The sequence below is a fragment of the Serratia sp. 2880STDY5682894 genome (genome assembly GCF_001537385.1).
GTDB lineage: Bacteria > Pseudomonadota > Gammaproteobacteria > Enterobacterales > Enterobacteriaceae > Serratia > Serratia nevei.
Window position 1 is genome coordinate 69056 of the sequence record NZ_FCJA01000002.1, and the last position, 20300, is coordinate 89355.

At 61.2% G+C, this 20300-nt stretch carries 18 protein-coding genes; 9 read left to right on the forward strand and 9 right to left on the reverse strand.

The annotated features are described in order from the left end of the window. Nucleotides 1-98: 98 nt before the first annotated feature. Nucleotides 99-1088: an L-glyceraldehyde 3-phosphate reductase gene (mgrA, locus tag AWX27_RS05120; protein ID WP_060419898.1), complete on the reverse strand. Its 990-nt coding sequence runs from the start codon at nucleotides 1086-1088 to the stop codon at nucleotides 99-101. 188 nt (nucleotides 1089-1276) lie between these two features. Here mgrA and AWX27_RS05125 point away from each other — a divergent pair, with 188 nt between their 5' ends. Beyond that, nucleotides 1277-2938 carry an alpha-keto acid decarboxylase family protein gene (locus AWX27_RS05125; protein WP_060420836.1) on the forward strand — a complete coding sequence of 554 codons (1662 nt, stop codon included), beginning with the start codon at nucleotides 1277-1279 and terminating at the stop codon, nucleotides 2936-2938. Here the strand turns inward: AWX27_RS05125 and AWX27_RS05130 are convergent. After that, nucleotides 2935-3804 (reverse strand): LysR family transcriptional regulator, encoded by an 870-nt coding sequence (locus AWX27_RS05130; RefSeq protein WP_060419900.1) that lies wholly within the window; start codon nucleotides 3802-3804, stop codon nucleotides 2935-2937. The two genes, AWX27_RS05125 and AWX27_RS05130, sit on opposite strands and share 4 nt — an antisense overlap. Before the next feature lie 98 nt (nucleotides 3805-3902). Here AWX27_RS05130 and AWX27_RS05135 point away from each other — a divergent pair, with 98 nt between their 5' ends. Beyond that, complete coding sequence (locus AWX27_RS05135) at nucleotides 3903-4355, forward strand: multidrug/biocide efflux PACE transporter (protein ID WP_016926809.1); 453 nt, start codon at nucleotides 3903-3905, stop codon at nucleotides 4353-4355. 66 nt (nucleotides 4356-4421) lie between these two features. Then, nucleotides 4422-5114, forward strand: a complete 693-nt coding sequence (locus tag AWX27_RS05140; RefSeq protein ID WP_060419903.1) for an aspartate/glutamate racemase family protein — start codon at nucleotides 4422-4424, stop codon at nucleotides 5112-5114. Here the strand turns inward: AWX27_RS05140 and AWX27_RS05145 are convergent. Next, nucleotides 5111-6358, reverse strand: a complete 1248-nt coding sequence (locus AWX27_RS05145; RefSeq protein WP_060419906.1) for an ion channel protein — start codon at nucleotides 6356-6358, stop codon at nucleotides 5111-5113. The genes AWX27_RS05140 and AWX27_RS05145 overlap by 4 nt on opposite strands. Nucleotides 6359-6668: 310 nt before the next feature. On the opposite strand from AWX27_RS05145, the gene glk reads away from it, so the two are divergent. Next, a complete protein-coding gene (gene glk / locus AWX27_RS05150) occupies nucleotides 6669-7631 on the forward strand; it encodes a glucokinase (RefSeq protein WP_060419908.1) in 963 nt (320 codons plus the stop codon). Nucleotides 7632-7700: 69 nt separating this feature from the next. Here glk and AWX27_RS05155 read toward each other — a convergent pair whose 3' ends face one another. Further along, nucleotides 7701-8930, reverse strand: coding sequence for an L-lactate MFS transporter (locus AWX27_RS05155; RefSeq protein ID WP_033635420.1), 1230 nt, complete (start codon nucleotides 8928-8930; stop codon nucleotides 7701-7703). A gap of 397 nt (nucleotides 8931-9327) precedes the next feature. Between AWX27_RS05155 and AWX27_RS05160 the strand changes: the two genes are divergently transcribed. Further along, nucleotides 9328-9660, forward strand: a complete 333-nt coding sequence (locus tag AWX27_RS05160; protein ID WP_019453817.1) for a DUF2502 domain-containing protein — start codon at nucleotides 9328-9330, stop codon at nucleotides 9658-9660. Between the two features lie 4 nt (nucleotides 9661-9664). Here AWX27_RS05160 and AWX27_RS05165 read toward each other — a convergent pair whose 3' ends face one another. From AWX27_RS05165 to AWX27_RS05175, 3 genes are all read right to left on the reverse strand, one after another. Next, nucleotides 9665-10399: a LytR/AlgR family response regulator transcription factor gene (locus AWX27_RS05165; RefSeq protein ID WP_060419911.1), complete on the reverse strand. Its 735-nt coding sequence runs from the start codon at nucleotides 10397-10399 to the stop codon at nucleotides 9665-9667. Continuing rightward, nucleotides 10396-12087 carry a sensor histidine kinase gene (locus AWX27_RS05170; protein WP_060419914.1) on the reverse strand — a complete coding sequence of 564 codons (1692 nt, stop codon included), beginning with the start codon at nucleotides 12085-12087 and terminating at the stop codon, nucleotides 10396-10398. The genes AWX27_RS05165 and AWX27_RS05170 overlap by 4 nt, the downstream gene beginning before the upstream one ends. Before the next feature lie 100 nt (nucleotides 12088-12187). Continuing rightward, a complete protein-coding gene (locus tag AWX27_RS05175; RefSeq protein WP_060419917.1) occupies nucleotides 12188-13432 on the reverse strand; it encodes a DUF1479 domain-containing protein in 1245 nt (414 codons plus the stop codon). Between the two features lie 168 nt (nucleotides 13433-13600). On the opposite strand from AWX27_RS05175, the gene AWX27_RS05180 reads away from it, so the two are divergent. The 3 genes from AWX27_RS05180 to AWX27_RS05190 all read left to right on the forward strand — a co-directional run bounded on the left by AWX27_RS05180 (nucleotide 13601) and on the right by AWX27_RS05190 (nucleotide 16124). Then, nucleotides 13601-14140 carry a GNAT family N-acetyltransferase gene (locus AWX27_RS05180; RefSeq protein ID WP_060419919.1) on the forward strand — a complete coding sequence of 180 codons (540 nt, stop codon included), beginning with the start codon at nucleotides 13601-13603 and terminating at the stop codon, nucleotides 14138-14140. 119 nt (nucleotides 14141-14259) lie between these two features. After that, the gene (alaC, locus tag AWX27_RS05185) at nucleotides 14260-15489 is read left to right on the forward strand and encodes an alanine transaminase (RefSeq protein WP_016926818.1); all 1230 of its coding nucleotides are present in this window, start codon (nucleotides 14260-14262) and stop codon (nucleotides 15487-15489) included. A gap of 110 nt (nucleotides 15490-15599) precedes the next feature. Then, nucleotides 15600-16124 carry a cytochrome b gene (locus AWX27_RS05190; RefSeq protein WP_060419922.1) on the forward strand — a complete coding sequence of 175 codons (525 nt, stop codon included), beginning with the start codon at nucleotides 15600-15602 and terminating at the stop codon, nucleotides 16122-16124. A gap of 66 nt (nucleotides 16125-16190) precedes the next feature. Here AWX27_RS05190 and ypdK read toward each other — a convergent pair whose 3' ends face one another. Beyond that, nucleotides 16191-16265: a membrane protein YpdK gene (ypdK, locus tag AWX27_RS24990; protein WP_099782600.1), complete on the reverse strand. Its 75-nt coding sequence runs from the start codon at nucleotides 16263-16265 to the stop codon at nucleotides 16191-16193. Between the two features lie 557 nt (nucleotides 16266-16822). Then, the gene (locus AWX27_RS05195) at nucleotides 16823-17260 is read right to left on the reverse strand and encodes a type II toxin-antitoxin system HicB family antitoxin (protein ID WP_060419926.1); all 438 of its coding nucleotides are present in this window, start codon (nucleotides 17258-17260) and stop codon (nucleotides 16823-16825) included. Between the two features lie 581 nt (nucleotides 17261-17841). Here AWX27_RS05195 and pgaA point away from each other — a divergent pair. Beyond that, nucleotides 17842-20298: a poly-beta-1,6 N-acetyl-D-glucosamine export porin PgaA gene (gene pgaA / locus AWX27_RS05200; protein WP_072265428.1), complete on the forward strand. Its 2457-nt coding sequence runs from the start codon at nucleotides 17842-17844 to the stop codon at nucleotides 20296-20298. The last annotated feature ends 2 nt before the right edge of the window (nucleotides 20299-20300 follow it).

Genomic DNA, 20300 nt, shown 5'->3' on the forward strand with positions numbered 1-20300 from the left:
TTGAATCTGAGAGCCACTCTGAAAACGGCGCCGCAGGCCGAGATTTGAGATTTTTCTGGGGGATCGCCGCTCGGTGGAGCGGCGGTATTTGTAAGCGATTACAGTAGGATTTGTTCGATCTGCACGAGCTCTTCTTCACTGAAATGACGATTGGCCAGCATGCCTACCGCGTCTTCTATCTGCGCATTCTTGCTGGCGCCGATCAGCACCGAGGTGACGCGATCGCCGCGCAGCACCCAGGCCAGCGCCATTTGCGACAGCTTTTGCCCGCGTTGCCGCGCCAGCGCATCGAGGCGGCGCACTTTGTCCAGCCGTTCGGCGGTCAGTTGCTCCGGCTGCAGGAAGCGGCTGCCGCTGGCGGCGCGGGAATCTTGCGGGATGCCGTGCAGGTAGCGGTCGGTCAGCAGGCCGCCCGCCAGCGGCGAGAAGGCGATCGACCCGACGCCATGCTCTGCCAATGTATCCAGCAATCCCGCTTCCGGCGTGCGTTCCAACATCGAATACTTCGGCTGGTGGATCACGCACGGCGTGCCGAGCCGCTGCAGAATGTCGAACGCCTGCCGCGCGCGTTCGGCCGGGTAGTTAGACAGGCCGACATACAGCGCTTTGCCCTGGCGCACCAGCAGATCCAGCGCCGCCATGGTTTCTTCCAGCGGCGTGTCCGGATCCGGCCGGTGGTGATAAAAGATATCCACATACTCCAGCCCCATGCGCTTCAGGCTCTGATCGAGGCTGGCGACCAGGTACTTTTTCGAGCCCCAATCGCCGTAGGGGCCGGGCCACATGGTGTAACCGGCTTTGGACGAGACGATCAGCTCGTCGCGCCAGGCCCGCAGATCGGCGTTGAGTATGCGACCAAAGTTCTCCTCGGCGGCGCCGGGCGGCGGGCCGTAGTTGTTGGCCAAATCGAAATGGGTAATGCCGCGATCGAAGGCGCAGCGGATCAGGCCGCGGGCGTTGTCATACAGCGTGGCGTCGCCGAAGTTGTGCCACAGCCCGAGCGAGACGGCGGGCAGCTTCAGCCCGCTGCGGCCGCAGCGCCGGTATTCCATATCTTGATAACGCGTAGGGGAGGCTTGGTAGGACATAGTTATCCTTGTCGGCGGGAGGTGAAGTGCTTTGAGTGTATACGCTTTCACACCGCGCTGCCGGGGGAGCGATCACAGCGCCGGCATGTAACGCCAGGTTGCCGATCGAGGCAGGCGCGTTTGTTCGAAATTTGAACGGCATCTTCGATACTTAAGATAATCGCTCCAGCTGCAGACAGGTGATGATCATGACTCAGACCTATACGGTGGCCGATTATCTGCTCGATCGTCTGGCCCAAATCGGCATCCGTCATTTCTTCGGCGTGCCGGGGGATTACAACCTGCAATTCCTCGATCACGTTCTCGCTCATCCGCAAATCACCTGGGTAGGCTGCGCCAACGAGCTGAACGCCGCCTATGCCGCCGACGGCTACGCTCGCTGCAAACCGGCGGCGGCGCTGCTCACCACCTTTGGCGTGGGGGAGCTGAGCGCGTTGAATGGGGTGGCCGGCAGCTACGCCGAATACCTGCCGGTGATCCACGTGGTCGGCACGCCAGCGCAGCGCGCCCAGCGCGCCGGTGATTTGCTGCACCATTCGCTGGGGGATGGCGACTTTACCCACTTCGCGCGGATAGCCAAAGAGGTGACCGTCGCGCAGGCCGACCTGACCGCCGACAACGCCGCCGTGGAGATAGACCGCCTGATCGGCGTCGCCTTGCTGGAACATCGCCCAGTTTACCTGATGTTGCCCAGCGACGTCGCACAAGCGCCGCTGTCGGCCAAACCGGCGCCGCTGATGCTGCGTCAGGCCAAACTGTCGCGCAGCGCATTGCAGGCATTTATCGCCGCAGCGCGCGAAAAGCTGCTGCCGGCGCGGCGGGTATCGCTGCTGGCGGACTTCCTGGCCGATCGCTTCGGCGCCGAAGCGGCGCTGGACGAGTGGCTGCAGGCGGTCGACATTCCGCACGCTACGCTGCTGCTCGGCAAAGGCGTGCTGGATGAGAACCGAGCCGGGTTTGTCGGGACCTACTGCGGCGGCGCCAGCGATCCGGCGGTGAAACAGCTTATCGAAAACGCCGATGTGGTGATCAACGTCGGCGTGCGTTTGACCGACACCATTACCGCCGGTTTCACGCATCATTTGCCGGTGGAAAAATGCATCGACATTCAACCGTTCGAAGCCTGGGTCGGGCGGCAGCGCTTTAGCCGCATTCCGATGCGCGAGGCGGTGCAGGCGCTGCACCGCCTGAGCCTGTCGCTGGCGTCACGCTGGCCGTTGCCGCCGATCGTCCGCCCGACGCTGCCGGAAACCGATGGGGAAGGGCTGGATCAGCACGCCTTCTGGCGGCAGATACAGGATTTCCTGCGGCCCGGGGATATCGTGCTGGCCGATCAGGGCACTGCCTGTTTCGGCGCGGCGGCGTTGACGTTGCCGCGTGGCTGCCGCCTGATCGTGCAGGCGCTCTGGGGATCGATCGGCTATACCCTGCCGGCGACGTTCGGCGTACAGACCGCTGAACCGCAGCGGCGGGCAATATTGCTGATCGGCGACGGCGCTGCGCAGCTGACCGTACAGGAACTGGGATCGATGCTGCGCGACGGGCTTAAGCCGGTGATCTTCGTGCTGAATAATCAGGGTTACACGATCGAGCGTGCGATCCACGGGCCGGAGCAACGTTACAACGACATCGCGCGCTGGAACTGGACGCAGCTGCCGCCGGCGCTGGCCGGCGAGCGGCCGGTGAAAGCGTTGCGGGTCAGCGATCCGGACGGATTGCGCCAGGCGCTGCGCGAGGTAGCGGACGACGATCGGCTGGCCTTCATCGAAGTGATGCTGCCGAAGATGGACATGCCGGAACTGCTCGATACCGTCTCACGCGCCATTCAGGCACGCAACGCCGCCGCTTAAGGCAGGGTATCGCCCAGCAGGCGATCCAGCATCCAGAACCCCGCCGGGCCCGGCGGGGTCAGTTTGGACCAGACCGCATCCACCGAAATCAGTTTTGGCCAGCCGCGCGGCCGCAGCTGGGTGAGTTTGCCGTGGCCGTATTGTTGCACCAGCCAGTGCGGCAGTACCGCCCAACCGAACCCCTGTTCCGCCATCTCCAGCAACAGCAGATAGCTGGGCGCCGACCAGACCAGGCCACCCTGTCTGGCCGCTTCGGCGCCGGTGTAGGTATTCAGGATCAGCTGGCGGATGCTGGACAGCTGCTCCGGCGTTGGCGCGGCGACCTGGGCCAGCGGGTGCTGATGGGCGACGAACAGCCCCATTTCGGTCTGTTCAGGCAGCCGGGAGAAGGCGATATCCGGCGGATAACTTTTTTGCACTTCCACCATGCCCAAGTGCGCGCGGCCGCTTTGCAGCAGATCGATAACGTCGCCTTCTTCGGCGATCATCCATTCCAGCTCAATCTCCGGGTAGCGCTGTTCGAACAGCTGCATCAACCGATCGTGATGCTTGGGCTGGTAGGTATCGGAAAACACCATGCTCAGGCGCGGTTCAACCTCGCCCGCCAGCTGAATGCTCAGGGCGTCGAGCCGTTCGCTGGCCGCGAGGATCGCCTGCACATGCCCCAGTACCTTGCGGCCGGCGGCGGTGAGCACCGGCTGGCGCGCGCTGCGATCGAACAGCGTCAGCGCCAGATCGGCCTCCAGATTGGCGATGGCAGTGCTGACGGTGGATTGGCTTTTGCGCAGCTTGCGCGCGGCGGCGGAAAACGAGCCGAGGGCGGCGGCTTCGACAAACGCATGCAGCGCTTCCGGAGAATAGTGCATAACCTATCTACTTTATCGATGGAATCTATTTTTAACCTACCCGAAAAAGCGATGATAATCACCTGGCTTTCGCAACAACTGTTGAAAAAAGGTGATGTATGCAACTGCAAAACAAGTCTCTCATTGAACGTATCGTCCACGCCGTCGGTTTCGAGGCCATCGCCGTGATGGTTTGCGCCCCGCTGGGCGCGTGGCTGCTGAACCGCTCAATGGTGCAGGTCGGTGCGTTGGCGGTGATGCTCTCCACCGTCGCGATGCTGTGGAACATGGTTTACAACACGGTGTTCGACCGCCTGTGGCCGGTCAGCCGGGTGGTGCGTAACCTGAAAGTGCGTGCGCTGCACGCCGTCGGCTTTGAAGCCGGTTTTATCCTGATCGGCGTGCCGATCGCCGCCTGGATGCTGAGCATCTCCTGGGCGCAGGCGTTTATGCTGGAAATCGGTTTCTTCCTGTTCTTCCTGCCGTACACCATGGCCTATAACTGGCTGTACGACACGCTGCGCCAGCGCTGGTTCGAAGCGCGCCAGCCGATCAATTCCGGCGCCAAATAAGGCGTCGTCAGCCCGGCGATTCTCAGGTAAGGTCAGAGGATCGTCGGAAATGCTGAGGAACGAATGATGAAAGTGTTGGGCTTGCTGGGTGGCATGAGCTGGGAATCCACCATTCCTTATTACCGCACTATTAACGAGCAGGTAAAGGCACGCCTCGGCGGGCTGCATTCGGCCAAAATCGTGCTCTACAGCGTCGATTTTCAGGAGGTTGAACGCTTGCAGCACCAGGGCGATTGGGACGATGCCGGCCGGCTGCTGGCCGCCGCCGCAGTGGCTTTGCGCGCCGCTGGCGCCGAAGCTATCGTGATCTGCACCAACACCATGCACAAGGTGGCGGAGGCGGTCGAGCAGGCCAGCGGCCTGCCGCTGATTCACATCGCCGATGCCACGGCGCTGCAGGTGCGGGAAAAAAACATTCGCCGCGTCGGGCTGCTGGGCACGCGCTTTACCATGGAGCAGACCTTCTATCGCGGCCGCCTGCAGGAATTGCACGGCATCGACGTGGTGACGCCGGTCAGCGCCGATCGCGACATCGTACACCGAATCATCTATGACGAACTGTGCCTGGGTAAAATTCGCGACGCCTCGCGCGACGAGTATCGCCGGATCATCAGCGATCTGGAGCAGCAGGGCGCGCAGGGGATTATTTTCGGCTGCACCGAAATAGGTTTGCTGGTGAGCGAGCGTGATGCGTCGGTGCCGGTGTTCGACACCACCGCGATCCACGCCCGCGCCGCCGCGGCGTTCGCGTTGACCTAATCGTCGTGCGGCGGCTGCCGGCGATTCACCAGCATCAGCGGTTTGCCCGCCAGCGCCAGCCAGGCGGGCAGCATCACGATGCACAGCACCGGCAGCAGGTGCAGATCCGGCACCACCGCCACCGCCATGAACAGGCTGAGCCAGCCGTCGCGCGTGACCACCAGCACCAGCCCCATGATGGCGCAGGAGACGGTGATCGCCGCCGGCACTGCGGGAACGTGCTGATGCAGCATCAGCCCCAGCGCCACGCCGACGAACACCGCCGGGAAGATACGCCCACCGCGAAAGCCGCTGGCGGCGGCGATCACCAGCGCCGCCAGCTTGGTCAGGGTAATGGTCAACAGCGCCGGCACCGAATAGCCGTCGTCTTGCGCGAGGCGCTTCATTTCATCCAGCCCTTTGAACAGGGTAATCTCTCCGCCCACCAGCGCCAGCAGGCCCAGCACAAAGCCCCCCAGCCCTAACATCAACACCGGATTTTTCATCGAATGGAACAGGCGGTGAACGTGCGGGAAGCACCACAGCGCCACCATGCCGAGCGCGATGGCGATCAGCGCCACGATGGCGCCGCTGAAGATGTCCGGCAGCCGAGTTACATCGTAGGCGTCGAGCTGCAGGGCGAAATTGGGCACGAAGAACATCTGGGTGGTGACCGCGCCGGCGGCGGCGGCAACCAGCGGGGCGAACAGCCGATCCCACAGCGGCGTTTCGTTATTGCCCGCCAGGGTTTGCGAGAAGATCAGCGCGGCGGCGACCGGCGTGCCGAACATCGCGCCGATGGTGCCCGCAGCCGCCAGGATGATCCAGTCCATGCGCGGCACCTTCGGCAGCAGGCGCGCTCCGGCGGCCGCTACCAGCGCGATATTGATGGCGGTGATCGGGTTCTCCGGCCCCAGGCTGACGCCGCCGGCCAGGCCGACGATCAGCGCTAACCCCAGTCCCGGCAGGGCGGAGAGCGGTAGGGGCATGCCGATCAACGATTCCGTCGCCGGGTCCGGCCCGGCGTGGCCCGGCATATAGCGCACGATAAGGCCGACCGCCACGCCGGTCAGCGTCAGCATCGCGACCGGCCACCAGGGCGACTGGGCGTCCAGGCTCAGCGCACCGGGCAGCGTCACCCACAGTAATTGCTGCAGTGCGGCGGCAATGTTCATCACCAACAGCAGCACCAGACTGGAAGCGGAACCGATAATCAGCGCAGGCAAAGCAAAGGCCAACATGGCATTGGCGCGCGGATGCAGCATGGATAATCCCTTGTCGATGCCTCCCGGCAGGGCAGGGAGAGCGGGTGGTTGAGCAGTGGCCACAGCTTGCCAGACTATCGGCGCGCAGGCACGCATTGATATTGCCCGGCGTCGATGACGGTTAACAGTCGGCGGGGGGCGTTTTTTGCCGCAATTTGTTTCAAAACGCGGCGCCGCAGGCCAGCTGAAACGTTTTTTGTGATCCGGATCGCTATTGGGGTGCAGATCCGAGGCGGGTGATTGTTGTTTTTGCAGCAGGATTTTACAGTGTGGGCAGCTTTTTATTTTTCATTTTGCGGAGACGAAATCAATGACCTATGCCCTCGTAGGTGATGTTGGCGGCACCAATGCCCGCCTGGCGTTGTGCACTGTTGCGACGGGTGAGATTACCCAGGCGAAAACCTATTCCGGCCTGGAGTTCGACAGCCTGGAGGCGGTGATCCGCCAATACCTGAAAGCGTGCGATATCGAGGTGCAGGACGCCTGTATCGCGATCGCCTGCCCGGTGACCGAAGACTGGGTGGCGATGACCAACCACAGCTGGGCGTTCTCGATCAAAGAAATGAAGGCCAGCCTGGGGCTGAGCCATCTGGAAGTGATCAACGATTTCACTGCCGTCTCGATGGCGATCCCGATGCTCTCGCCGGACGACGTGCTGCAGTTTGGCGGCGGCGATGCGCAGCCGGGCAAACCGATCGCGGTGTATGGCGCCGGCACCGGGCTGGGCGTTGCCCACCTGGTGCACGTCGATCGCCGTTGGGTCAGCCTGCCAGGCGAGGGCGGCCATGTCGATTTCGCGCCGAACAGCGAAGAAGAGGACATCATTCTGGAGGTGCTGCGCGCGGAAGTGGGGCACGTTTCCGCCGAGCGCGTGCTGTCCGGGCCGGGCCTGGTCAATCTGTATCGCGCCATCGTCAAGGCGGACAACCGCCTGCCGGAGAAATGGGAACCGAAGGACATCACCGAGCGGGCGCTGGCAGACAGCTGCATCGACTGCCGCCGCGCGCTGTCGCTGTTTTGCGTGATCATGGGGCGCTTCGGTGGCAACCTGGCGCTGAATCTGGGCACCTTCGGCGGCGTGTACATCGCCGGCGGCATCGTGCCGCGCTTTATGGAATTCTTCAAGGCCTCTGGCTTCCGCGCCGCCTTTGAAGACAAGGGGCGCTTCCGCGACTATGTGCGCGAAATCCCGGTGTTCATGATAACGCACGGCCAGCCGGGCCTGCTGGGTGCCGGCGCGCATCTGCGCCAGACGCTGGGCATGCACCTGTAAGCTCAGGGGCGGGGCAATAAAAAAGGGGCGCAACCCACAGGTTGCGCCCCTTGTCGTTTTCACGGGGTATCAGGCTTTGGCCAGCTCCGCCGTTTGGGTGGTTTCTGCCGTTTCCGCTTCCACCGCCTTCGGCGCTTTGATGAACAGCGTAATCAGCAGAGAGGCGGCGGACAGAACGCCAATCACCATGAAGGTGGCGTGGAAGCCGCCGAAGTATTTGGCGACGAACGAACCGGCCAGCGCGCCCAGGCCGAAGCCCTGGTAGATGATGCCATAGTTTTTGCTGTGGTTCTTCAGGCCGAAGAAGTCGCCGACAATCGCCGGGAACACGGTGATGTTGCCGCCGAAACAGAAGGCTACCGCGCCGACGCAGATAAAGAACAGCGTGTGGTTCAGGGTCATGAAGCTCAGCGCGACAATCGCCAGCACGGTAACCAGCATGGTGAAGCTGATGACGCGCATACGGCCAACTTTATCGGACAGCGTACCCAGGATGATGCGGCCGGCGGTGTTGAAGATGGCGACGGCGGACACGGTGTTGGCGGCGGTGGCCAAATCCATCCCGGCCAGTTGAACGCCCATGTCTTTCACGATGCCGATGAGGTACAGACCGCTCATGCAGGCAGCGAAGAAGATGGTGAACAGCAGGTAGGCTTCTTTGGTGGCCAACATCTGGCGCACGCTGAAGTCGTTGCCCAGACCGTTGGCGCCTTGCTGCGCGGCGTTGGTCGCCAGCACCGGCTCTTTCAGCAGCAGGGAACCGACGACGATCAGACCCATCACGATGGCGCCCCAGTAGAAGAAGGCACCGGAAACGCCGACGTCGGCGATCAGGGCGGCGTTGACGTATTTGAACAGCAGGCTGCCGCTGCCGAAGGCGCCGACGGAGATGCCGGAAATCAGGCCTTTGTTGGCCGGGAACCACTTAATCAGGTTGGACAGGGTGGAGATGTAGGCGATACCGACCGCAAAGCCCACCACCACGCCGGCCAGCAGGTAGATCATGTCGAGCGAGCTGACGTGAGCGCTGGCGATAAGGCCCAGGCCGACCAGGATGCCGGAACACAGCGTCAGGTTGCGGATGCCGAAGCGTTCTTGCAGCTTGCCGGCGAACAGCGTGGCGAAGGCCAGGAAGAAGCTGGTGATGGAGAAGGTGGTGGCGACGTCCGCCAGTCCCCAATGGAACTTGTCGACCAGCGGCTGGTTGAACAGGCTCCAGGTGTAGATGGTGCCCAGGCCCATCTGACAGATGATGGTGCCGAGAACGATTAAGCTGCGATTTGCCGGTTTGGTGTTCATGGCCGGTCTCCTTCCTGTGTGTGCGTTGCCGGGCGTGAGCCGCTGGCTGAAATTTGCGGGGTGAAGCTGGGTTCCCGCGGTATGGGCTTATTATATGGCCGGCCCCCCCGGTGGGCGGCGGATCGGGAATGAGTTGCACGGCGGAAGGAATGAAATGCATGTTATGCGGCGTGAGCTGCCGTTTTTGCACCGAAAAGCGCGTGAAATGCCGTGGGTGGCACGTGATCTACATCAAAGATATCAACGATTTATTGTTAACTGCCGGTGAACGATTGTGGTGAAATTGTGAAGGATGCGTCTGAAAGGCGTAAATCGGCATTGCACCTATAGAGCGGCGATGAGCGCGGGACTATGTTATCTGCGATCGGACGAGGTCCGCTCTGCAGGAGTCCATGAAATGAAAAAAACGCTGTTGTTACTGGCCGCGCTGCTGGCGCTGCCGCTGGCGAGCCAGGCCGACGTGTCCATCGGCGTGAACGTGCCGGGCCTGTCGTTGCATATCGGCGATCGCGATAATCGCGGCCACTACTGGGACGGCTATCGCTGGCGCGATCCGCGCTGGTGGGCCGATCACCACCGGTATGAACGCCCGCGCGGGTACTATTATGGCCCGCCGCCACGGGTGATTTACTACGGGCCGCCGCCGCGCGACTGGCGCGACCGGCCGCATTACCGCATGCCGCCACCGCCGCCGCCCGGCTATTACTACCGTCCGGGCCCGCGCTGGTAAGCGCTTACAGGCGCATCAGCTGGCGAAACTCTTTCACCTTGCTGCGGCTGACCGGCACTTCAAACTCAAGATCGCTCAGCCGCAGAATGTAGGTATTGTTGAACCAGGGCACGATCTCGCGGATCTTCGCCAGGTTAACGCAGTAAGAGCGGTGGCAGCGGAAGAAATGCGCTTCCGGCAGCCGGCCGTAAAACTCGGTGATGTTCATCGGCATCACGAACTCTTCCCGGCGGGTATAGACCCGCGTCACCTTTTCATCGGCGGCGGCGTAGTAGATGTCGTTGATGTCGGTAACGATGATCCGCTCGTCTTTGATCAGGTTGATGCTGTGGCTGCCGCGGCTCGGCGCGCTGGTCGGTTCCGCCCCACCGGCGGGGCGCTGATGCAGCGCCTCCAGCTTTTGCAGCATGGTGACGATGCGCGCCTCGTGATAGGGCTTGAGGATGTAGTCGAACGCCTCGATCTCGAACGCTTCCACCGCGTGCTCTTTATAGGCGGTGATGAACACGATCGACGGGCGATGCGCGAACTTGCTGATGTTTTGCGCCAGCAGCACGCCGTCCAGCGAGGGGATGTTGATGTCGAGGAAAATGGCGTCGACCTGGTGGGTTTGCAGGTATTTCAGGACGTCGAGGCCGTCCTCGAAGCTGGCGACGATATCGATATTGCTGTGTTTCTTGATCAGGTAGCTGAGTTCTTCCTGCGCGAGGAATTCGTCTTCCACGATGATGGCTTTCATGAGGCCTCCCCGACCGGCGGCGCGCTCGCTTCCTGATGCAGCTTGCCGCCGTTTTTGCTGATGTAGAACGCGATTTCGGTGCCTGGCTCCAGGCGGCGAATATGCAGCCCTTCACCGTACAGCAGCGACACGCGGTGGTGCACGTTGAGCAGGCCAATATTGTGGCCCGGCATCTCGTTGCGCGCCACCCGATCGATGGTTTCCTGATTGATGCCGTGGCCGGTATCCTTCACCGAAATCTTCACCCGATCGCCTTGATCTTTCACCGCGATCACCACCACCCCTTTACCCTTGCAGGGCTGGATGCCGTGCACGATGGCGTTCTCCACCAGCGGCTGGATCAGCAGGCTCGGAATGCGCACCGAGACGTCGTCGTCGATGTCGTAAATCACCGTCAGCTTGGCGCCGAAGCGCGCCTGTTCGATGGCGATATAGTCCTGAATCTGATGCAGCTCCTTGCGGATATCGATCAGTTCGTCGTTCAGCTCCAGGTTGTAGCGCAGGTAGCGCGACAGGTTAATGATCAGTTGGCGCGCGGTGTCCGGATTCAGGCGGATAGAGGAAGAGATGGCGTTCAGCGCGTTGAACAGGAAGTGCGGGTTAATCTTGCTCTGCAGCGCACGCATTTCGGCCTTGTCCGCCATCTGGCGCAGGTGCTCGATGCGGGACACTTCCATCTGCGTGGAGATGATTTGCGACAGCCCGACCGCCATCACCTTCAGCGTGTTGGTGATCTGGTGAGCGTGGCAGTAGTAGATTTTCAACGCGCCGGTCACTTCGCCTTTTTCCCACAGCGGCACCACCAGCTGCGAATGGATCTGCGGCGCCGCCGGGTTTTCCAGGTTGTTCTTGATGATGATCTTGCCGTGGCGAATGCTTTCGCGGGTGACGCGGCTCAGCCCTTCGCGGCCGATTGGGTAGGCTTCGCGCCCTACGCCGACGTAGGCCAGCACCTGATGGGTATCGGTGATCGCTACCGCATCGGCGCGGATGTCCTGGCGGATGATATCGCAGATGGTGGCCAGCGATTCGCTGTTGATGTTGCGGAAATAGGGCAGCGTCTTGTGGGCGATATCCAGCGCCAGCTTGGCCTGGCGCGCGGCGATCACCTCTTTTTCATCCTCGACGCTCTGCACCAGCAGCACGATCAGGCCGATGCACACCGTGCCGAGGATCATCGGCAGGGCAATCTGCGACACGATGTCCAACCCAAGCTCGGTCGGCTTGGCCCACAGCACGATCAACAGCATGGTGAGGGATTCGCACAGCATGCCGCCGACGATGCCGGCGCGCCAGCGCTGCTCTTTTTTCACCTTGAGGTTGATGTAGCCGGCGCTGATGCCGGCGATGATGCTGGTGATAAGACAAGGCACCGACGTGATGCCGCCGATATCGATCAGATAGCGGTGCACCCCGGCGACGATGCCGGTGACGATCCCCACCCAGGGGCCGAACAGGATGCCGCCGGCCATGATGGCGATGACGCGCACGTTGACCAGCGACCCTTCGACGTTGATGCCGGAGTAGGTGCTGAACAGCGCGAACAGCGAGAAGATCGCCGTGACGATGCCGAGCTCGAGCGGCGTATGGTCTTCTTTTTGCAGCAGTTGGCGGAACAGCCGGGTGCGGGTCAGGAAAAACAGACAGATCAACATCAGCGCGGCGCGATCAAACACCGCCAACAGCATTTCAAAAAAAGGGTGCACGACGGGTTCTCGCTGCGGCCTACGGATGGCGGCAGTATACCACAGCGAAAGGGGCCCGTGGCGCGCGCCACGGGCGGGGGGATCAGCCCATGCCGAGCTGCGTTTTGCCCAGCGGCGTCAGCAGGTCGGCGGTGGCGCGGCCGTCGAAATCCACCTCGAAATCGTCGGGGGCGAAGTCCGGCGGCGTTCTGCCGTCGATAAAGCTCGGCAGCTGGCGCTGCAGATAGGCGTCGTTTTTCTCGCAGCCCGGCGCGGCGGCGATGTACATCACGTTGCTGTCGAATTCGCCGTTATGCTCGTTCTCCACCGCGTGGATCACGTCGCAGTGCCAAAAGACCGTGTCGCCCGGCTCCAGATCGGGAATAGGGGAAATCCCACTTAATAAAAGGGGATGCCACTTTTCCGAGATCGACAGCGCGCGGCCCGGCGCCGCATCGCACAGATCGTCGTCGGCGACGTCGTCCTGCAGTGCGCGCAGCAGCACATAGGCCATGGCGTTGGCGATCGGCACCAGGTTCAGCGTGCCGGCGTTGGTGCGCTGCGGCGTCAGCGCCGTCCAGCCCTGGAAGGTACGGAACATCGAGCAGACCGCCGGGGAGGCTATCTCGCGCACCTCGGTGCGGCCGTCGGCGGCGAAGGGATCGTACTGCTGCCAGTCGCCGGAGAAAACGTGGCGATACACATAGCGGAAGTTTTCGTCCAGCCAGCGCTCGATGGTGCCGCTGTCGACGTGCGGCGACAGGCCCAGCGACGAGGAGTTCGGCGGGCGGCGGCGGGTGCGATCGGCGTAAGTGGCGACGCGGGTCGGATCGAAATGCTGTTTGCCGTTGCTCTCGGTGGCCCACAGGCTGTTGAGGAACACCTGCACCGCATGCATGCGCGCATCCTGCCGCGCCTCGACCTGCGGTTTCGACCAATAGATGCCGTAGATCTGCGGTTTGCTGGCGGCCAGCTTGCCGAAATAGTTGTCTTCGGCGGCGTTTTTCAACCGCTCGACGAAGTTGTTGCGCTCAAGGTAGTCGCCGATTTCCCGGTTCCAGCCCTCGGCCTTGGCGCGGGGAAACACGCCGCGAATGGCGCAGGCGCCGCGCTGTTTGATCAGCGCTATCTGCTGCTCGCTGACGCGCTGCTGCAGGATATCTTCCGCGTCGATCTGCGGCACCGGATTGTGGCCGGCGGCCAGCTCGCGGCGGATCTGTTCGACCTGGCCGCGGATGTTCTCTTCCAGCGCCAGAAACACGTCGCGGTAGTTCGGCAATGCCTGGCGCAGCTGGCGTTTGACGTTAACGATCGTTTGCGGAATATCGTCGATGACTAAAGAGGCCATGGTGTTCTCCTCGTGCCGCATGAGTGACTGCGGCGAGCGGTTGTAGGGAATCGGGCAAGACGTTATGGTTTTGTGGTTTTAACGTGAATGATTATCGGCAACCCATCGGGGAAAATAAAGAAATATCTTTCATTCGTAAGTTCCTCTTTTTCGTTTTTCGGAGATTATATGAAGCTGGTCACTGAACGTCTGAGCTTGCAGTCGATAACCGCCGAGGATTGGCCGCTGTTTTTGCGCCTGTACCAAGATCCCGAGGTGATCCGTTACATCTCAGATCCGCGCAGCGAAGCGGAGATCCGCGCCCGGTTCGAGGAGCGGCTGCCGGCCTGGGACAAACACGGCGAGCAGTGGCTGTGCCTGGTGATGCGTGAGAAGCACAGCGCAGAGGCGGTGGGCATTACCGGTTTTCGCCCGCAGTGGGTGCCGTATCGGCAGGCGGAAGTGGGATACGGGAGTTTGCCTGCCGGGCAGGGCAAGGGCTATGGCAAGGAGTCGCTGCGGGCGGTGCTGGATTTTGCGGTGAACGCCTGCGGCTTTCACAAGCTGACCGCCACCGTGACCGCGGGCAACCTCGCTTCGCGCGGCCTGCTGGAATCGTGCGGCTTTCAGCTGGAAGGCACGCTGCGCGACAACTACCGTCTGGCGGGGCAGTGGTGCGACGACTGGCTGTTCGGGCTGCTGGCGGCGGAGTTTCAGGGCGGCAAATAAAAATATCGCGCCGGGTATCGACAAGCTCGTCGGCGCTGCGCTATGTTCGATATTCGGTCAGTTCGCTGGCCTGCGTCGCTCGGACGGTCCGGGCGCTAACGTCTATCGAGGAATCCCCTATGGCTGATAACAGTCCACAGCGCCGTTTCACGCGCATTGAACGCCTTCCCCCTTACGTATTCAACATCACCGCCGAACTGAAGATGGCCGCACGCCGTCGCGGCGAGGATATTATCGACTTCAGCATGGGTAACCCCGACGGCCCGACGCCGCCGCACATCGTGGAAAAACTGTGCGCCGTCGCCCAGCGCGACGACACCCATGGTTACTCTACCTCGCGCGGCATTCCGCGCCTGCGCCGCGCCATTTCGCGCTGGTATGCCGATCGTTATCAGGTGGATATCGATCCGGAAAGCGAAGCCATCGTCACCATCGGTTCGAAAGAGGGGCTGGCGCATCTGATGCTGGCGACCCTCGATCACGGCGATACCGTGCTGGTGCCGAACCCCAGCTACCCGATCCACATTTACGGCGCGGTGATCGCCGGCGCCCAGGTGCGTTCGGTGCCGCTGGTGGACGGCGTGGATTTCTTCGGTGAGCTGGAGCGCGCCATTCGGGAAACCATCCCGCGTCCGAAAATGATGATCCTCGGCTTCCCGTCCAACCCGACCGCACAGTGCGTGGAGCTGGATTTCTTCGAGCGAGTGGTGGCGCTGGCCAAGCAGTACAACGTGCTGGTGATCCACGATCTGGCCTATGCCGATATCGTCTATGACGGCTGGAAAGCGCCGTCGATCATGCAGGTGCCGGGGGCGAAAGACATTGCGGTGGAGTTCTTCACCCTGTCGAAAAGCTACAACATGGCCGGCTGGCGCATCGGTTTCATGGTCGGTAACCCTGAACTGGTCAGCGCGCTGGCGCGCATCAAGAGTTATCACGATTACGGCACCTTTACGCCGCTGCAGGTGGCGGCCATCGCCGCGCTGGAAGGCGATCAGCAGTGCGTGCGCGATATCGCCGAGCAGTATCGGCAGCGCCGCAACGTGTTGGTGAAGGGGCTGCACGAGGCCGGCTGGATGGTGGAAAATCCGAAGGCGTCGATGTACGTGTGGGCGAAAATTCCCGAGCCTTATGCCCACCTCGGTTCGCTGGAGTTCGCCAAACGCCTGCTGGCAGAGGCCAAGGTCTGCGTCTCGCCGGGCATCGGCTTCGGCGACTACGGCGATACCCACGTGCGCTTCGCGCTGATCGAGAATCAGGACCGTATCCGCCAGGCGGTGCGCGGTATCAAGGCGATGTTCCGCGCGGACGGGTTGCTGAAGCCGGGCAAAGCCGGCAGCGCCAAATAATGCTGTCAGGCCGGGCGTTCGCCCGGCCTTATTTTTTCCGTCCCAAGGTTTTCTTCATCATTTCCCCATTATGCTCATCTACGCTGAATTTTATTTTTTGGATAGAGTGTATGAGCAACCGCTACGCGCGATCGCAAATCGTTTTACATTGGCTGACGCTGCTGATGGTGATCCTCACCTATGCGGCGATGTTGCTGAAAGATTCAGTGCCGGAGGCGTGGGTGCCGATGGTCAAAAATCTGCACTTTAATTTTGGGGCTTCGGTCTTTGCCCTGATGCTGATTCGGTTGGCGGTGCGTTCTTTCCACACGCCGCCGCCGACCACGCCACCGCTGGAAGAATGGCAGGAGGTTGGTGCCAAGATCTTCCATTGGCTGCTGTACGTGGTTTTCCTGATGTTGCCGCTGCTGGGCATGTTAACCCTGGCCTACGGCGGGAAATCGTGGTCTTTGCTGGGCTGGCCGGTGCCGCAGTGGGTGATGCCGGATCCGGTGATGCGCAAGCTGGTCAAAACGGTTCATGAGACGCTGGCAAACATCGGCTACTTTATCATTGGCGCACATGCGCTGGCGGCGCTGTATCATCACTACCTGCGCAAAGACGACACCCTGCGCCGCATGATGCCGGGCAAATGATCGCAAGCCGAAACGACAAAGGGACGCTTGCGCGTCCCTTTGGCTGTGTTCCTGGTCTGGCTGCTGTCAGGCAACCATCAACATGAAGGTGCCAACCCAGGCAACCAGCATGAATGACACGCCCATCAAAAAATATTTCACTGAACAACTCCTGTCTGGAGTCCTCGCCAGCAATGATCCCGATTGTTGTGCTGAGTATTTTATGGGCAACCTGCCTGTCGGGTGGGTTCTTCCAAGCGAAAGAACAACGGCCCCACGTACGGGTTGTCCGGTTGTCGCGCCTCATGCTCCGTGAGGTAAAATCCGAACCGCGACAGGATCGGCGCTAATGTACTCTCAATACTGGTCTGATTTCAATACTGTGTTTTTGATCACAATTTTCGGCTGTTTTTTGCACAGCATGGACTGTTTTATAACGCTTTTTATGGGCAAGCGACAGGAAGTAGCCTGCCGCTGCGGGTTTTAAAATCGGGGTATTGCAATGCGGTGGCAGGCGTTCAAGCGACGGCGTTGATGCCGGTCACCAAAATGGCCCAAAAAACGAGACAAGACAGCAGAATAACGGCCCAAATATGACGGCGACTCCACTCCATTTTTAGCCTTCGTTGTTGCGACAAGTGATTAGGTAACGATCATATCGGCGCACAATGGGGAAAATTTAGCCCCATCGGATAATATTTCGCTTACCTGCCGCTAACTTATTGGCAAACTTCGCTTATTGTCACGCGCACTTCGTAGCCCAGCAGATACAGCGCCTGCTCCAACGCCTCAACCTTCGAGGCGTAGCCGAGATCCAGCAACCGCTCCATTTGCCCGCTGTTGAATCCCAGCTTGCGTGCCAGCTCCGCTTTGCCGGTGTTTTTGCGCAGCATGGCGTTGTGCAGTTCGATCTTCAGCGCCACCAGCACCGACAGGTGTACCCTCAAGTCATCGGTTTGCAGCGGGGAAGGAGCAGGCAGGGGCAGCCCTTCGTCCATCGCGGCGGCGATGGCGGCCAGCAGGCTTTCCTGCGCTTCCAGCTCGACGTCTTCGCGTTTATAGCAGGCCGATTGCCACTCGGGGAAGTCGTGGAAACCGATCTGCCAGGCGTCGCTGTCGCTATCGAAGGTGTAATGGGCGGGGTAGTGGCTGTACATGGCAATCCCTGATTGAAGCCTGAATGAGGCGCTATTGTGACGGCATGCCCGGGAGATAGCCAGCATGAACGTCGCCGTGGGGGAATTTAAATTGAAAGTAATAATTATTAGCAGGCAAATTTAATTTTCTTGTTAGCAATATTCTTATTATTTTTTACGGAAAGAAAGATTATTTAATTAGGTGCTTGGATTAACATCCCCATTAATGATTGATAATGAGAATTGAAATCAAATATCACGTCGGTTTTTATACAATTTCACACGAAGGGATGAAGATGAGAATATTGATCATGATAAAAATGTATATTTATGATTTTTATGGTTTTAATTTTTATTATTTCACTTTTTAACAATTGTGAAATTCCATTTTCATTCAGATATCACCTGGCTGCGGTATTCATCGGCAGATTTATAAAATACTCTTTTTAGGCAAAGGCGCATTCGATTCTATTTAAGCGTGCGCCAGACAGAAATATTCATTACTCCATGCTTATTACCCGACGGCCTTAGCCGATTTTTCGGGTGCCTGCTCGCATTTCCACTTTGCCAGGACAGCAGCTCACGGATTAAAGGAATACCTCGTGCCTAAAGTTAACTCGCGTTCGTTACGCTTTACCGAACGCCACGCCACCAAATATGCGGCGTCATTGCTGTTTATCGGTTTATCCCTGCCGGCCGCCGCGCTGGCGGATGAACGCTATGACGCGCTGATCCGTCAGGCCAGGTCGGGTGATACCGCGCCGGTGCTGGCGTATTTATCGCAGCGGCGCGCTCAGGAGGGGTTGAGCCTGCAGCAGCGAGCCGATTATATCCAGGTGGCCGGCTGGGCCGGCCACGATGAAGAGGTGGTCGCGCTTTGGCGTGCCGACGGCGCTGCGCTGCAGCGGGATAGCGCCAGTTTGGCGACGGCGGCCCGCGCCTATCGCAACCTGAAGCAGTGGCAACCATCGCTGCGCCTTTGGCGTGCGGCGTTGCAGCTCGCTCCCGCCGACGGCGGTCTGCAGCGTGGCTATGTGATGACGCTGGCAGATGCCGGGCAGGATGTGCAGGCGCAAACGGAAGCGGCAAAAGCGGAGAAGCTGCTGGAGCCGGCGACGTGGTATCTGACGCGCGCCTATGTGGACCAGGCCGCCGGCCGCAGCTGGGCGGCGCTGGAAAACGCCACCCATGCTCGTGCGCTGGCGCCGTCCGACACCGGAATTCAGGCTTATTACGTGACGCTGCTGGCGGCGAATCGGGTCGCGGATCCGGCGCTGCGTGAAAGCCAGGGGCTGGCATTGCCGCCCGCGCAGCAGCGCCGCCTGCAGACGGATGAAGCCGCCGAACTGGTGCGGCTGTCGTTTATCGATGCTCGCGGCGAACAGGAACGTTTCGTCATCGCCGACCGCGCGCTGGCGCGCTATGACCAACTGCTGACGCAGTGGCGGCCGCTGCCAGAGGCACAGGACAGCTACCAACAGGCGCGTATCGATCGCCTGGGTGCGCTGCTGGCGCGTTATCGAATGGCCGACGTGGTGAGCGAGTATCAAACCCTGCAGGCGGAAGGGCGCACGGTGCCGGATTATGCCCAGCGCTGGGCGGCGTCCGCCTACCTCTATCTGCAGCAGCCGGACAAGGCGCAGGCCATTTTCGGCCGCCTGAACGCCGCCGCACCGCAGGCGGTGACCGCCGAAGACGAAACCGATCTGTTTTACGCGCAGGCGGAGAACGAACGCATCGATCAGGCGGCGTTGCTGGCGCAGCGCGTCAGCCAGCGCTATCCCTACGCGACCCGCCTGTACCAGCTGCCGACGCTGGCCTACAACGATGACTGGCTGGTCGGCCAATCGCTGCTGGCGCAGTCGCGGGTTTATCAACGCGATCTGGCCGAGGCCGAACGGCAGCTGACCCATCTGGCGCGCACGGCGCCGGGCAATCAGGGTCTGCGCATCTCCTTGGCCAGCGTTTATTTGGCGCGCGGCTGGCCGCGTCGCGCCGAGGATGAGCTCAAGCAGGTGGAAGGGCTGGAGCCGCGCAGCCTGCCGTTGGAGATCCAGCAGGGCTATGTCGCGCAGGCGTTGCAGGAGTGGCGCCAGCTGGATTTGCTGGCCGACGATGTCATTCAGCGCGCGCCGGAAAGCGTCGCCGCTCAGCAGCTTGAACGTTCGCGACGCATTCACCACATGTCTGAACTGCGCATCAGCGGCAATCAGGGCATCGATTCCGACGGGCCGGTCAGCGGCAGCCACGATTTTGGCATTCACGCCGCGCTCTATTCACCGCCGATCGACGACAACTGGCGGCTGTTCACCGGCTGGGGATTCAACACCGGCCAGTTCGACGAGGGCAAGGGCATCAACCGCGATCTCAGCGCCGGCGCCGAGTGGCGCTCGCGCGATCTGTGGCTGGAGGCCGAGGTGGCCAACCGCAACTACGGCCACGGCAATGAGCTCGGCCTGCGCCTCTCATCCTGGTATGACCTGAATGATCAATGGCGCCTCGGCGGTTCGGTGGCGCGCCTGTCGGCCGAGACGCCGCTGCGTGCGTTGACCAACGGCATCAGCGCCAACGGCGGCAACCTGTGGCTGCGTTGGCAGCAGAACGAAAGCCGCGAGCTGCGCGCCAGCGTGGCGCCTTCGCACTTCTCGGACGGCAACAACCGGCTGGAATACGGCCTGGAAGGGCGGCAACGGCTGCTCGCCGGCGCCCGCTATCGGCTGGACATGAACCTGACGCTGTCCGGCAGCCGCAACAGCCAGGAGAACGTGCCGTATTACAACCCGAAGCGCGACTTCACGCTGCTGCCGTCGTTAACGCTCGATCACACCCTGTATCGCCATTATCAGACCGAGTGGAGCCAGCAGTTCCAGGCCGGTGCCGGCAGCTATTGGCAGCGGGACTATGCGCACAAGCCGATCACCCAGCTGGGTTACGGCCAGCGCATCAGCTGGAACGGGGTGTTGGACGCCGGCGCGATGCTGCAGTTTGAGAAGCATCCGTACGACGGCAAACGCGAGCGGAACATCGGCGTGACGTTTGATCTGAATTATCGTTTTTAAAG